This is a genomic window from Actinotignum sp. usb-actsch-rep-73, assembly GCF_059082735.1.
Map to the genome: position 1 here is coordinate 1 of NZ_JBHNPV010000062.1, position 12,881 is coordinate 12,881.

The 12,881-nt window shown below is 58.2% G+C and carries 9 protein-coding genes; 3 read left to right on the top strand and 6 right to left on the bottom strand.

What is annotated here, in order from left to right; all coding sequences use genetic code 11:
• Nucleotides 1-11: 11 nt before the first annotated feature.
• Nucleotides 12-1,001 (bottom strand): malate dehydrogenase, encoded by a 990-nt coding sequence (locus tag AC5RE1_RS04295; RefSeq protein ID WP_006681424.1) that lies wholly within the window; start codon nucleotides 999-1,001, stop codon nucleotides 12-14.
• Nucleotides 1,002-1,243: 242 nt separating this feature from the next.
• Between AC5RE1_RS04295 and AC5RE1_RS04300 the strand changes: the two genes are divergently transcribed.
• Nucleotides 1,244-2,350 carry a PPK2 family polyphosphate kinase gene (locus AC5RE1_RS04300; protein ID WP_006681425.1) on the top strand — a complete coding sequence of 369 codons (1,107 nt, stop codon included), beginning with the start codon at nucleotides 1,244-1,246 and terminating at the stop codon, nucleotides 2,348-2,350.
• 148 nt (nucleotides 2,351-2,498) lie between these two features.
• Here AC5RE1_RS04300 and pgi read toward each other — a convergent pair whose 3' ends face one another.
• From pgi to AC5RE1_RS04325, 5 genes are all read right to left on the bottom strand, one after another.
• A complete protein-coding gene (gene pgi / locus AC5RE1_RS04305; protein ID WP_464813020.1) occupies nucleotides 2,499-4,175 on the bottom strand; it encodes a glucose-6-phosphate isomerase in 1,677 nt (558 codons plus the stop codon).
• Nucleotides 4,176-4,264: 89 nt separating this feature from the next.
• Nucleotides 4,265-6,550: a 6-phosphofructokinase gene (locus AC5RE1_RS04310; RefSeq protein ID WP_464813019.1), complete on the bottom strand. Its 2,286-nt coding sequence runs from the start codon at nucleotides 6,548-6,550 to the stop codon at nucleotides 4,265-4,267.
• Between the two features lie 269 nt (nucleotides 6,551-6,819).
• Nucleotides 6,820-8,145, bottom strand: coding sequence for a dicarboxylate/amino acid:cation symporter (locus AC5RE1_RS04315; protein ID WP_006681428.1), 1,326 nt, complete (start codon nucleotides 8,143-8,145; stop codon nucleotides 6,820-6,822).
• Between the two features lie 187 nt (nucleotides 8,146-8,332).
• Nucleotides 8,333-9,550: an NADP-dependent isocitrate dehydrogenase gene (locus tag AC5RE1_RS04320; RefSeq protein WP_006681429.1), complete on the bottom strand. Its 1,218-nt coding sequence runs from the start codon at nucleotides 9,548-9,550 to the stop codon at nucleotides 8,333-8,335.
• 155 nt (nucleotides 9,551-9,705) lie between these two features.
• Entirely contained in the window at nucleotides 9,706-9,984 is a 279-nt protein-coding gene (locus tag AC5RE1_RS04325) for a DUF3017 domain-containing protein (protein WP_006681430.1), read from the bottom strand.
• Nucleotides 9,985-10,079: 95 nt separating this feature from the next.
• Here AC5RE1_RS04325 and pta point away from each other — a divergent pair, with 95 nt between their 5' ends.
• Nucleotides 10,080-11,624: a phosphate acetyltransferase gene (pta, locus tag AC5RE1_RS04330; RefSeq protein WP_493938404.1), complete on the top strand. Its 1,545-nt coding sequence runs from the start codon at nucleotides 10,080-10,082 to the stop codon at nucleotides 11,622-11,624.
• Between the two features lie 43 nt (nucleotides 11,625-11,667).
• Nucleotides 11,668-12,864 carry an acetate/propionate family kinase gene (locus AC5RE1_RS04335; RefSeq protein WP_006681432.1) on the top strand — a complete coding sequence of 399 codons (1,197 nt, stop codon included), beginning with the start codon at nucleotides 11,668-11,670 and terminating at the stop codon, nucleotides 12,862-12,864.
• Nucleotides 12,865-12,881: the final 17 nt, after the last annotated feature.

A 12,881-nucleotide genomic window follows, 5' to 3' on the forward strand; every position in this document is an offset into this window, starting at 1 on the left:
GGCCTACGGGCTCACTTGATGAAACCGAGAGCCTTCACTGCGTCATACTCTTCCTGCAGAGCCTTGATGTTGTGATCGATGCCTGCGCGAGTTGCCTCGGAGATCTCCAGACCGTCGACAATCTGCCACTCGCCACCGTCAGAGGTGACCGGGAAGCCGAAGCAGAGGCCTGCTGGGACGTCGTAGTGGGTGCCGTCGGACATGACGCCCGCAGTGACCCATTCACCCTCGGGGGTGCCGTGGATCCAAGAGTACATGTGATCGATTGCTGCGTTTGCAGCCGATGCTGCCGAGGATGCGCCACGAGCTTCGATGATGGCGGCGCCACGCTTTGCGACAACCGGACGGTAGGTCTCAGAGAGCCATGCTTCGTCAACCAGGTCAGCAGCCTTCTTGCCAGCAACGGTCGCGTAGGAAACGTCCGGGTACTGGTCTGCGGAGTGGTTGCCCCACACGACAACGTCCTTAATGTCGGCAACTGCTGCGCCGGTCTTGTGGGCCAGCTGAGCAACTGCACGGTTGTGGTCAAGACGCATCATTGCGGTGAAGCGGGATGCCGGAACATCCGGAGCAGCGTTCTGAGCAATGGTGGCGTTGGTGTTGGCCGGGTTGCCAACGACGAGGACGCGGATGTCGTCTGCTGCGCCATCGTTGATGGCCTTGCCCTGCGGGCCGAAGATGCCTGCGTTGGCTTCCAGCAGGTCTGCGCGCTCCATGCCCGCCCGACGCGGCATTGCGCCAACGAGGTAGGCAACGTTGGTGCCTTCGAATGCCTTGGTGGCATCGTCGAAGATTTCAACGCCGGCAAGAGTCGGGAATGCACAGTCATCGAGCTCCATTGCGGTGCCCTCAGCGGCCTTCACGCCCTGGGGGATCTCAAGAAGGTTGAGCTTGACGGGGACATCGGGACCGAACAGCTGGCCGGAGGCAATACGGAAAAGCAGGGCGTAGCCAATGTTGCCGGCGGCGCCGGTGACGGTAACGATGCGAGGTTCTGCCATGATTCGGCACTCCTTCTTAGTTTGTGTGCGTCGGCGGTGTTCGCCGTCGCCTGGTGGCGGTTTCGCCACATACTGACGTTCCAAGCCTAAACGCTTTCGGCGTGGGAAAACAGGGCTAGCAGTCCTACTTTTCATATACGCAAGCACGTGATCTAGACCATGATTAGAGTTGCACATACGTACATTCGTTTTCGAGCCTTGCATTTTCTAGGTTGCGTCGAGGTCATGCGGTGGAGGTCATCATGGAATCGAAAGAAAACACAGGTCAGGAGTCACCTGAAGACACCATGACCTACGTGTCTGGGCCGTCGAAGTATTGGACGGGTGATCCGCGCGATCTGCTGGTTGCCTCTGAGGCGTTCGACCTGAATTCCTTCATTCGTGACGCCACGCCCGGTTGGGGCGCAAGCAAAAAGAAGGCGTTGAAAGCGATGGCTAAGCGGGCAGTTGATTTTTCTGAACTCCAAGAACGCCTGTATGCCGCGTCGAAGGAAGGTGCGTCGGATTCAGTTCTGTTGATCCTTCAGGGTTTAGACACGGCTGGTAAGGGCGGAATCGTTCGCCACGTCATCGGGCAAGTGGATCCGCAGGGTGTTGCTCTGAAAGCATTCAAAGCACCCACGGAAGAAGAGCGTGCCCACGATTTCCTTTGGCGTGTCCGCCCACACTTCCCCCGCCCGGGATACATCGGTGTTTTTGACCGCTCGCACTATGAGGATCTTCTGGTTCCCACCTCCGCGCGTAACGCCAACCAAGAATCTATCTTCACCGCTGATGAGGATGAGCTAAACCGTCGCTATCACGATATCTACGAGATGGAATTAGAAGCCGTTCGAGCCGGGATGAAGGTCATTAAAGTCTGCTTGGTCGTCTCCTATGAAGAACAGGGGGAACGTCTGATGGAGCGCTTGGAGCGCCCAGATAAGCACTGGAAGTTCTCCACGGGTGATCTCGATACTCGCGACAACTGGAGCGCCTACCAAGACGCCTATTCCGAAGTGATTCGCCGGACCTCGACGCGTATTGCTCCGTGGTATGTCATTCCTGGCGACCACAAGTGGTATGCACGCTTGGCAGTCCAAGAGATCCTTGTCCGTACGCTCGAAGGCATTAACCCCACATGGCCACAAGCCGATTTTGATGTCGATGCTGCGAAAGATCGTCTTTCGGCTTCGCTCACTCCTGAGGTTCTGTCATCTCATGCCCACGAGAAGTCGGGTGACGCGGGATCCCAAGATAAGAATGAGGGCGAATCAAAGTCCAAGAAATCCAAGAAATTCGACAAGAAGAAGTCGGACGCTTCCGCTTCACAAGATGCGCCCCACATTTCCGTGAGCGCCTGGGGATAGGTGCTCCCCGCTCACTCCCGGCTATGAAGGGAGAGAGCGACAATAAAGTTTCGGCCTCGTCGATAATGAAATCAACGAGGCCAAAACTGTGGCGCTACGCTTGTCGCGCACAGCCGTCAAACCGGCGCAGCACTTAAGCTGAGAAGGGTCACTTGCGGTTCGCGCGGTAGTACTCGATGAGAGCCTTCGTGGAGGCATCCTGCGCGTCGAGTGCAGCCGAGTCACCTTCGATGGCCGGCAAGATCTGCTTGGCCAGGACCTTGCCTAGCTCTACGCCCCACTGGTCGAAGGAATCGATGCCCCAGACGGCGCCCTGGACGAAGGTGATGTGCTCGTAGAGAGCAATCAGTTCGCCAAGAACACGCGGGGTCAGGGCCGGTGCCATGATCGACGTGGTCGGCCGATTACCGGTGAAGACGCGAGCCGAAACGATGGCCTCCGGGGTGCCCTCGGCGCGAACCTCGTCCGAGGTCTTGCCGAATGCCAGAGCCTTCGTCTGAGCCAGGAAGTTCGACAGGAACAGCTCGTGCATGTCAGCCTCGCCATCCTTCAGGGGCCACGCCGGATTAGCGAAGGCAATGAAGTCGGCGGGAACCATGCGGGTGCCTTGGTGAATCAGCTGGTAGAAGGCATGCTGACCGTTGGTTCCCGGTTCGCCCCAGAAGACCTCGCCGGTCTCGTAGGTGACGGGAGCACCATCGCGCCGGACGGACTTGCCGTTCGACTCCATGGTCAGCTGTTGAAGGTAGGCCGGGAAGCGGTGCAAGTACTGCGAGTACGGCAAGACAGCGTGTGTGTCGGCACCGAGGAAGTTCGAGTACCAGACGTTCAGCATGCCCATGAGAATAGGTAGGTTTTCTTCCGGCTTCGCGGTGGCGAAGTGGACATCCATCGCGTTGAAGCCCTCAAGGAATTCAGCGAAGCCATCCGGGCCGATCGCGATTGCCAGCGAGGTGCCGACAGCGGAATCCACGGAGTAGCGGCCGCCAACCCAGGACCAGAAGCCGAAAGCATTGTTCGGGTCGATGCCGAACTCAGCGACCTTGTCCAGAGCGGTGGACACGGCGACGAAGTGCTTGGCGATGGCGCACTTCTCGGTTGCCTCGTCGGTAACGATGCCACGGTCGCGCAGGGCACCGAGGAACCAGTCGCGCACAACCTTGGCGTTCGTGATCGTTTCAAGCGTCGTAAATGTCTTCGACGCAACAATAACCAGGGTGGTTTCCGGATCGAGATCCTTCGTGGTCTCACCCGCGTCGGTCGGATCAATGTTCGAGATGAAACGGCATTCAAGACCATCCTGGACAAAGGGCTTCAGGGCCTCGTAGGCCATGACCGGGCCCAGGTCCGAGCCACCGATACCAACGTTGACAACCGTTTCAACCGGCTTGCCGGTAATACCGGTCCACTCGCCGGAGCGAACGCGCTCTGCGAAGTCGTAGACCTCGTTCAGAACCTCGTGAACGTCCGCGATCGCATCCTGGCCGTCAACGGTCAGCTCGTCGGTTGCCGGGCGACGCAACGCGGTATGCAGAACAGCGCGGTCTTCGGTGACGTTGATGTGCTCACCGGCGAACATGCGGTCGCGCAGGTCGTAGACGCCAGTCTGCTCAGCAAGAGCCAGCAGGTCAGCAAGCACGCCTTCGTCAATCAGGTTCTTCGAAAAATCAACGTGCAGGTCGGCGCCGTCAATCGTCCAGCGAGTTGCGCGGTTCGGATCAGCTCCGAACCAAGCGCGAAGATCCGGGTCAAAAGCGTCGGCACGTCCGTCCAGTGCTTCCCACGCGGGAGTCATTGTGGGGTCAACGACCGGATTGTCAGTCATGAATTCTCCTGTATCAATGGATCTGCGATGAGTTCGCGGTTCTTGAATGAAAAAACAGTTTTGGTCGAATCAGACGATTCGGCGATGTCTTACTCGGGATCTGCGTCTGCGATGGAAATCTCGACAGCAGGCTTACCCGAATCCTTCATCGAAACGATGCGCTGAACCGGGCTGAGCTCTCGCCACCACTGATCGAACGGACGACGATTGCGGATATCCAGATCCTCAAACATGTTCTTCACCAGGCGAGCTTCGATCTGGTTGCGTACCTGACCGATGTACACGCCCTCGGATTCGCCACGATTGAACTGGTTGTTGATGTGGTCGAGCGCGCGGTGAGCAAGACGCGTTGCCAGCAGGCGGTCGAACGGGCTGGGCGAACCCCCCTGTTGCAGGTGGCCGAGCGCCGCATGACGCACGTCGTACTTGCCGTCAGATTCTGCCTCGTACACGGACGCAAGGAATTCGCGGTCGTAGTACTTCGACACTGCCTCGTTGACGAGGACCAGGAACAGGCGGCGTCCTTCAGCGAAGGAATCAACCATGCGCTTCGTGTCATCAGCGATCTCATTCAGAGTCACATCATCTTCGTTGAGATAGATGTACTCAGCACCGGATGACAGTGACGCCATCAGCGTCAGGTACCCGCAACGTCGTCCCATGATTTCGGCGACGAAACAACGCTTGGTCGCTGCGGCGGATTCCTTGATGCGGTCAAGCGCCCAGGTGGCATTGTTGATCGCGGTATCGGCACCGATCGATAGTTCCGAACCGGGCAGATTGTTGTCGATGGAGGCGGGAACCAGAACGATCGGGATACGGAAAGCCGGGTAGCGGTCACGCTCGGAGATCATCGAGTGGACAGCAAGGTAGGCGTTGAGGCCGCCAATAACAATCAGCGCATCCAATTCGTTACGTTCAATAGCGCGTCCCAGGGCGTAGAACTGCTCAACTTCGGGGACATCGCGCCTCGTGCCGAGTTCCGCTCCACCCTTGAACGCCCAGCCTTCAACGTCAGCCCAGGTCAGTTCTTTGACCGCGTTATCGGCCAACCCCTTCCACGAGCCTTCGATTCCCAGCATCGTCCAACCGCGAGCGATGCCTAGGCGGACTGCCGCGCGCGCTGCCGTGTTCATGCCAGGTGCAAGACCGCCAGCGTGCAGGATACCGATTCGACGAGGCTTTTCAGTAGGTTCGGGCGTCAGCTGAGGCGGAGTCGAAAGGATTGTGTTAATTTCGACCATCGTCGTGAAAGAAACACCGCGCGAAGCCTGGGCAGCTTCATAGTCGCCGGCCCCAATCAGGTGCTTGACCGCACGAGTATCGTGCACCGCCTTCATCAGCGGAATACGGGTCACGCGATTGTGGCGGACACCCAGAACATTCGGGGTGTTTTCCGGCGTTGCTGAAAGCATTTCCTGAACAGCGGCGTAGCCAAGCAACGATGACATCCAGCGGTCATAGGCTGACGGCGAGCCACCACGCTGAACGTGGCCAAGGATCGTCACGCGAGCGTCTTCACCCGTGCGCTCAGTAATCACATCGGCAATGTGTTGAGTGGTCAGTACATTACCCTCGCGGTCGGTTGCACCTTCGGCGACCAACACGATGGATTCGCGTCGCCCTGCTTCACGACCCAAACGCAGGTGTTCAGCGAGGTCTTCTTCCCAGCCCGGTCCAACCGGATCTTCGGGGGTAAACACGTAGTCAGCACCACCGGCAACCGCTGCCATCAGGGGGAGGTAGCCACAATGGCGACCCATGACCTCGACAACGAAGGTGCGCTGGTGAGATGCTGCCGTGGAGGTCAGTTGATCCATCGCGTCCAAAATGCGATGGAGTGCTGTATCCGCACCGATTGTCATGTCGGTGCCCACCATGTCATTGTCGATCGAGCCGACAAGACCAACAACCATCAGAGCCGGATGCTTTGCCGCTTTTTCTTCACTGAGCACGCCTTCGTCAACGAGTTCGCGAATGTGCTGCGACCATTCGCCTCGGAATTCATCCGTGCCAGAGAGGGAGCCGTCGCCACCGATAACGACAAGGTGGTCAATACCGTGTTCGACCAGATTCTTCGCGGCCGCATGCCGGCCCTCGTAATCGCGGAATTCTGGACACCGGGCCGTACCGATAACCGTGCCACCCTCGGCGAGGATTGATGAGACGTCCGACCAGCAGAGCTTCTTGATCGCATCTCCGCCTTTAACGGCGCCGGCCCACCCTTCCATGACCGCATAGGGTTGGGCGCCCACGGCAAGCGCGGTTCTCACGACGGCGCGGACGGCCGCATTCATTCCCTGTGCGTCACCGCCTGATGTGAGAACGCCGATCTTGAAGTCAGCGGGGGCTTTGAGCGGTTGCGGAGTAGCCATTGCGTGAAGCTCCATTCCTGTTCACGGTCTGAAAGTGTTACCAGCTTCGTCCAGTTTACGTTTCGTCCAGTTTACGGCGAAGCGGGAAGTGATGGGTAGAGCAATCGGGTATTCAGGGGTGTCAGAACAGTTTTCGGGAATAAAAGAGTGGTGGCCCGCATGTCTCATTGCGGACCACCACTCTTAGGGCATGTGAGCTCGTGCGTTGAAGAATCAGCGTCTATTCGTTTGATGACGAATAATGACGGGTACGCGCTTGAGCCAATCCGTCAGTTACTAGCCGACGGGTTCGCAGCAGCAGATGCAGCGAGGTCTTCGGCGCTGACAACGCCTTCGACCGAGACGCGGTCAAGGTAAGCCATACCGTCGAAGGAAAGCTCACGAGCGTTCTCCGGATCGCCTTCTGCGCCGATCTTGCCACCGGCCATCCGGTCAACGATGATCGCGATTGCGCCGTCACCGGTCACATTGGTTGCGGTGCCGAAGGAGTCGAGGGCGATGTAGGTGGCGATCATGAGGGCAACCTGGGCATCGTTGAAGCCAAGCATCGACGAGAGTAGACCGGTTGCTGCCATGATTGCACCGCCGGGAACGCCGGGGGCTGCGACCATCGTGATGCCGAGCATGAAGATGAAGCCAACCCACTGTACAGGGCCGACATCGATGCCCTGGGTGATGACGATAGCGAACGCGAATGCGAAGATCTTCGAGGTCGAGCCTGCCAGGTGGATCGTTGCGCAGAGCGGAATGGTGAAGGATGCAACGGCGTCGGAGATGCCGTTCTTCTTTGCCTGACGCAGAGTAACCGGGATAGTCGCCGCGGACGACGAGGTGCCGAGTGCCGTCAGGTAGGCGGGCATCATGGTGAGTAGCGACTTGATCGGGTTCTTCTTGCCGATTGCGCCAGCAACGATGTACTGCGTGAGCAGGATGACGACCTCAAGCAGGAGGACGACGACAACAACGCGGACCAGGGTGCGCATAATGTCCCACGCCTCACCGGTGTAGGTGAGGTTCAAGAAGATACCAAAGATGTGCAAGGGCAACAGCGGGATGATGATGCGCTCGATGAGCTTGGTGATGATGGCACGGAATTCAATGAAGCCCTTACGCATAACGCCACGCGGGATCATTGCAAGTCCGATGCCGACCACGAAGGAGAGCAACAGCGCGGTCATAACCGGGACAGCTGCAGGCATTTCGATGGTGAAGAACGATTCGAGTGCCGAGCCGGGCTCGGTAACATCAGCAAGACCGTTCGAAAGGAGCTTCGGGAAGACGGTTGCTGCGACCAGGTAGGTCAGGAAGCCTGCGAAAAGAGTCGAGGTGTAGGCCAGCGCGGCGGTAACGCCGAGCCACTTGCCCGCGCCACGTCCGAGATCAGCAATAGCCGGAGTGACCAGACCGATGATGATGAGCGGAATCGAGAAGGACAGAAACTGGCTGAAGATAGCTGAGAATGTCGCGAAGACTCGTCCAACTGCGACAGGCACCAGGTGCGAGTCACCCACTTTGGTGGATCCCAGCACGAGGGCGAGGATGATTGCGACGAGCACCCACACGAGGATGCTGCTCTTCTGCATAAACTTTCGCATGATTTTCCTTGAGTCGTTCGACTGATCGGGATACGTACAGGATGCCCACAGACCGCATTCCGATTAGTTTTCGTTCACTATTCGAACATTCCGACACCGCTACTCGGGCAGTTTCACGCGCTATAGAGACGAAACCGGGGCGGGCAAGCCGAAGCTCACCGCACCCCCGTTTCGTTGAGTGAGCAGATCAAGCGAGGGCTTTCGCCAGATTATCGTCGAGCGCTACAAGGAACTCTTCGGTGGTGAGCCACGGAGTATCGCCACCGACCAGACGAGACAGATCGCGCGTCATCTTGCCTGAAAGAACCGTGTCAATGATGACCTTCTCAAGCGTGTGGGAGAAATCGATAATCTCAGGCGTATTATCAAGCATTCCTCGGTGAGCAAGAGCGCGGGTCCAAGCGAAAATCGAGGCAATCGGGTTGGTTGACGTTGGTTCCCCCGCCTGATGCTTGCGGTAGTGACGGGTAACAGTGCCGTGAGCGGCTTCAGCTTCCATCGTGCGACCATCTGGGGTCATCAGGACGGAGGTCATCAGACCCAGCGAACCGAATCCCTGAGCGACAGTATCTGACTGAACATCACCGTCGTAGTTCTTGCACGCCCAGACGTAGCCACCTTCCCAGCGCAAGGACGAGGCAACCATGTCATCAATCAGACGATGTTCGTAGGTCAAGCCAACTTCGGCAAATCTGTCCTTATATTCGCGCTCGAAGACATCGGCGAAAATGTCCTTGAACGCACCATCGTAGGCCTTGAGGATCGTGTTCTTCGTCGACAGGAAGACCGGATAGTTGCGCTTGAGTCCGTATTCAAAGGATGCTCGAGCGAAGTCTGCGATCGATTCGTTGAAGTTGTACATGCCCATCGTGACGCCACCACCTTCAGGCATACGGATCACTTCGTGCTCGATCGGTTCCGACCCATCGTCGGGAGTGAAGGTCAGCGTGATGGTGCCCGCTCCCGGAACCTTAAAGTCAGTCGCACGGTACTGGTCGCCGAATGCGTGTCGACCGATAACGATCGGCTTGGTCCATCCGGGGACGAGGCGCGGAATGTTGTCAATAATGATTGGTTCACGGAAGACAACGCCACCAAGAATATTGCGAATCGTGCCGTTGGGGCTACGCCACATCGTCTTCAGGCCGAACTCTTCAACACGCGCCTCGTCGGGAGTGATTGTCGCGCACTTGACGCCCACGCCATGCTCTTTGATCGCATTGGCGGCATCAATCGTCACCTGGTCGTCAGTCGCGTCGCGATTCTGGATCGACAGGTCGTAGTAACGCAGATCAACATCCAGGTAGGGGTGGATCAGACGGTCTTTAATGAACTGCCACATGATGCGGGTCATTTCGTCGCCATCGAGTTCAACGACCGGGCCTGCAACCTTAATTTTCGACATCGTTTCTCTTTTCGTCGGGCGAGCTGGCGCTACGCGAGAAATTATCTTGACATCAAGATTAGTTGATTAAATACACTCGCGCTCATAGATGAGACAGAAGAAATACGTTCGCCAACCCAAAGACCCCGACAGCACAACCATGTCGGACTGAGCGGTTAGGACAGAAGGTTCATCGTTGCCGTGAACGGCGAAAAATACCAAATACCAAGCGCCAAGAAAGCGAGCACCACGGCATCCACCCACCGATTACGTGAAGCAAACCATGGGCGTCCTGGCAAAACAAGACGCGCACCGGCCATCACAAGCAACGTGCCAGCAAGGGCATAGACCGCACGATGAGGGTGGTTCAAAAGAGCCAAAATCGCCGTAACGCCAACACCGACGAGGACGAAAATGATCGTCCCCCAGTACGCATACGACGGCGAAGTATTCATTCGCACCTGCTTCTTCACACTGCAAGCCTACGGGGTAATGCATTATTCACACATCTTCACGTCTTAATTTACCTCCGGAGCGCGCTACCATGTTCATGCGACCGTGCAGGCCGCGCACATTTTCACGTGTTGAAGGAGCATCAGTGACTTCCCGTTACATCGTTGTCGGGCCCGATTCCGCAAATGCTGCAACAGACGCAGCTCACGAACTTGCCACCGCGCTTTCAGCGCGTGGAACGCTTGCGCGCATGAACGCGCTCGCTGGCACGACCCCATCCGCAGCAGCGACCTCCGGCACCTCGGCTTTGCCGGCAGCTGTCGAAGCTGTTCGCGCAGCTGACGCAGACTTCGTCCTCATCGACGGAGTTGTCGCCGGAGAAGCTCGCACGTTCGATGCCATCCGTTGGAACGTGAACCTGGCAGCATCGGCTCGCGCAAACGTCATCTTGGTCCTCGACCCCGAAGGTGTTCCAGCCGAACTGCTCACTGAAGAAATCAACGTTTTCGCTGCCCGTTGCAAGTCGCACCAGGCGCAGCTCGTGGCAGTGATTCTGCCCGGCACCCCCACTGCTCTCGGCGTCGACGTCCCCGTCTTCTCCCTTCCCCTTTCCGACGAGGCAATCAAGACCCTGGTTGAGGCCCCCGCCCCGACCGCAGTCACTCCCCTCGCTTTCCAGGCAGATCTGATTGACCGCGCACGCGCAGACCGCAAGCGCATCGTCATGCCCGAACCGGAAGACGATCGCGTCCTCCTAGCAGCTGGCGAGGTCCTCGCTCGCGGTATCGCAGATGTCATCCTCGTTGGTGACGCAGCTGCCGTTGCAACCCGCGCAGGTGAACTTGGTATTGACCTCACCGCAGCATCCGTCGTCTCCGTAGACGACCCAGAACTGTCCGAAAAATACGCCGTTGAATTCGCACGCCTGCGTGAAAAGAAGGGCGTCACCGTCGAGCAGGCTCGCGAAAAGATCAAAGACGTGTCCTACTTCGGCACGATGATGGTCCACATGGGCGACGCAGATGGTATGGTTTCCGGCGCAGCTCACACGACCGCGCACACGATCGTTCCCTCCTTCCAGATCATCAAGACCGCTCCCGGCGTCTCGATTGTTTCTTCTATCTTCCTCATGCTGATGAAGGATCAGGTGTGGGCATTCGGCGACTGCGCCGTGAACCCAAACCCGACTCCGGAACAGCTTGCCGACATCGCCATCTCCTCGGCACGCACCGCCGCTCAGTTCGGTGTCGAGCCTCGCGTTGCAATGCTCTCCTACTCCACCGGCACTTCCGGCTCCGGCCCGGACGTCGACGCCGTTGTGGAAGCAACCCGCATTGCTCAGGCAAAGGCTCCAGAGCTCGCTCTGGAAGGCCCGATCCAGTTCGACGCAGCCGTTGACGTGGCCGTTGCTTCGAAGAAGCTCCCCGGCTCCCCCGTTGCCGGCAAGGCAAACGTCTTCATCTTCCCGTCACTATCCGCAGGCAACATTGGCTACAAGGCCGTTCAGCGTTCCTCCGGTGCCGTTGCTGTCGGCCCGGTTCTGCAGGGTCTGAACAAGCCCGTCAACGATCTGTCGCGTGGCGCACTGGTCGAGGACATCGTCAACACCGTTGCTCTGACCGCCGTTCAGGCACAGGGCTGAAGCTTCCAAGTTTTTACCGATTACTCACAGGAAAGGCGAACTCGTGTCCCAGACCGTTCTCGTCATTAACTCCGGCTCTTCATCGATCAAGTACCAGCTGGTCGATCCCGAAACCGGTGAAGCAATCGCCAAAGGCCTTGTCGAACGTATCGGCGACCCGGTCGGCAAGATCAAGCACACCCACGGTGACGACGTCACCATCGAAGAAATTCCGATCGCAGACCACGAAGTTGGTATGCGTGAGGTTCTTCGCCTCTTCGACAACAAGGGCCCGAAGCTTGCAGAAGCTGGCATCGTTGCCGTCGGCCACCGTATCGTTCAGGGTGGCAAGTACTTCGATGGCCCGGCCGTCATCAACGACGAGGTCCGTAACCTCATCGAAGAACTCTGCCCGATGGCTCCCCTGCACAACCCCGCACACCTCAAGGGCATCGACGTGGCTCGCGAGCTCATGCCGGAAATCCCTCACGTTGCAGTCTTCGACACCGCGTTCTTCCAGGCTCTTCCCGAAAAGGCCTACACCTACGCACTCAACGCCGAAGTCGCTGAGAAGTACGCTGTTCGCCGCTACGGCGCACACGGCACCTCGCACCAATTTGTTTCCCGCGAGGTCGCAAAGTACCTGGGTCGCGATGATCTCAAGCAGATCGTCATGCACCTCGGAAATGGCGCTTCCGTGTCCGCAGTCCTCAACGGTAAGCCGATCGATACCTCCATGGGCCTGACCCCGTTGGAAGGCCTCATGATGGGCACCCGCACCGGTGACATCGATCCGGCCGTTGTCTTCCACCTGGCTCGCCAGGGTGGCATGACGATTGACGAGATCGACACGCTGTTCAACAAGCAGTCCGGCATGAAGGGCCTGACCGGCGAATCCGACATGCGTAGCGTGTGGGAAATGATTTTCAACGATGACGACAAGGAAGCGCAGCACAAGGCTCGCGTTGCCATGGACGTCTACATCAACCGCCTGCTCAAGTACGTTGGCTCCTACACCGCTGAACTCGGTGGCCTGGATGTCATCACCTTCACCGCTGGCATCGGCGAGAACGACTGGGATGTTCGTAAGGAACTCGCCCAAGCATTAGAGCCCTTCGGCGTGAAGATCGACCTGGCAGCAAACGACGGTCGTATCGGCGAGCCTCGCGTGATCTCCACCCCCGATTCGAAGGTCACCCTGCTGGTGTACCCAACGAACGAAGAGTTCGCGATCGCGCGCCTCGCACGTGAGGTGATCTGAGTTCTGCTCGCGCCTCG

What these genes read in the sequence shown, in the direction of transcription:
- AC5RE1_RS04295 (WP_006681424.1), bottom strand. Translation starts at nt 1,001, where the DNA reads ATGGCAGAACCTCGCATCGTTACCGTCACCGGCGCCGCCGGCAACATT.
- AC5RE1_RS04300 (WP_006681425.1), top strand. Translation starts at nt 1,244, where the DNA reads ATGGAATCGAAAGAAAACACAGGTCAGGAGTCACCTGAAGACACCATG.
- pgi (WP_464813020.1), bottom strand. Translation starts at nt 4,175, where the DNA reads ATGACTGACAATCCGGTCGTTGACCCCACAATGACTCCCGCGTGGGAA.
- AC5RE1_RS04310 (WP_464813019.1), bottom strand. Translation starts at nt 6,550, where the DNA reads ATGGCTACTCCGCAACCGCTCAAAGCCCCCGCTGACTTCAAGATCGGC.
- AC5RE1_RS04315 (WP_006681428.1), bottom strand. Translation starts at nt 8,145, where the DNA reads ATGCGAAAGTTTATGCAGAAGAGCAGCATCCTCGTGTGGGTGCTCGTC.
- AC5RE1_RS04320 (WP_006681429.1), bottom strand. Translation starts at nt 9,550, where the DNA reads ATGTCGAAAATTAAGGTTGCAGGCCCGGTCGTTGAACTCGATGGCGAC.
- AC5RE1_RS04325 (WP_006681430.1), bottom strand. Translation starts at nt 9,984, where the DNA reads ATGAATACTTCGCCGTCGTATGCGTACTGGGGGACGATCATTTTCGTC.
- pta (WP_493938404.1), top strand. Translation starts at nt 10,080, where the DNA reads ATGCGACCGTGCAGGCCGCGCACATTTTCACGTGTTGAAGGAGCATCA.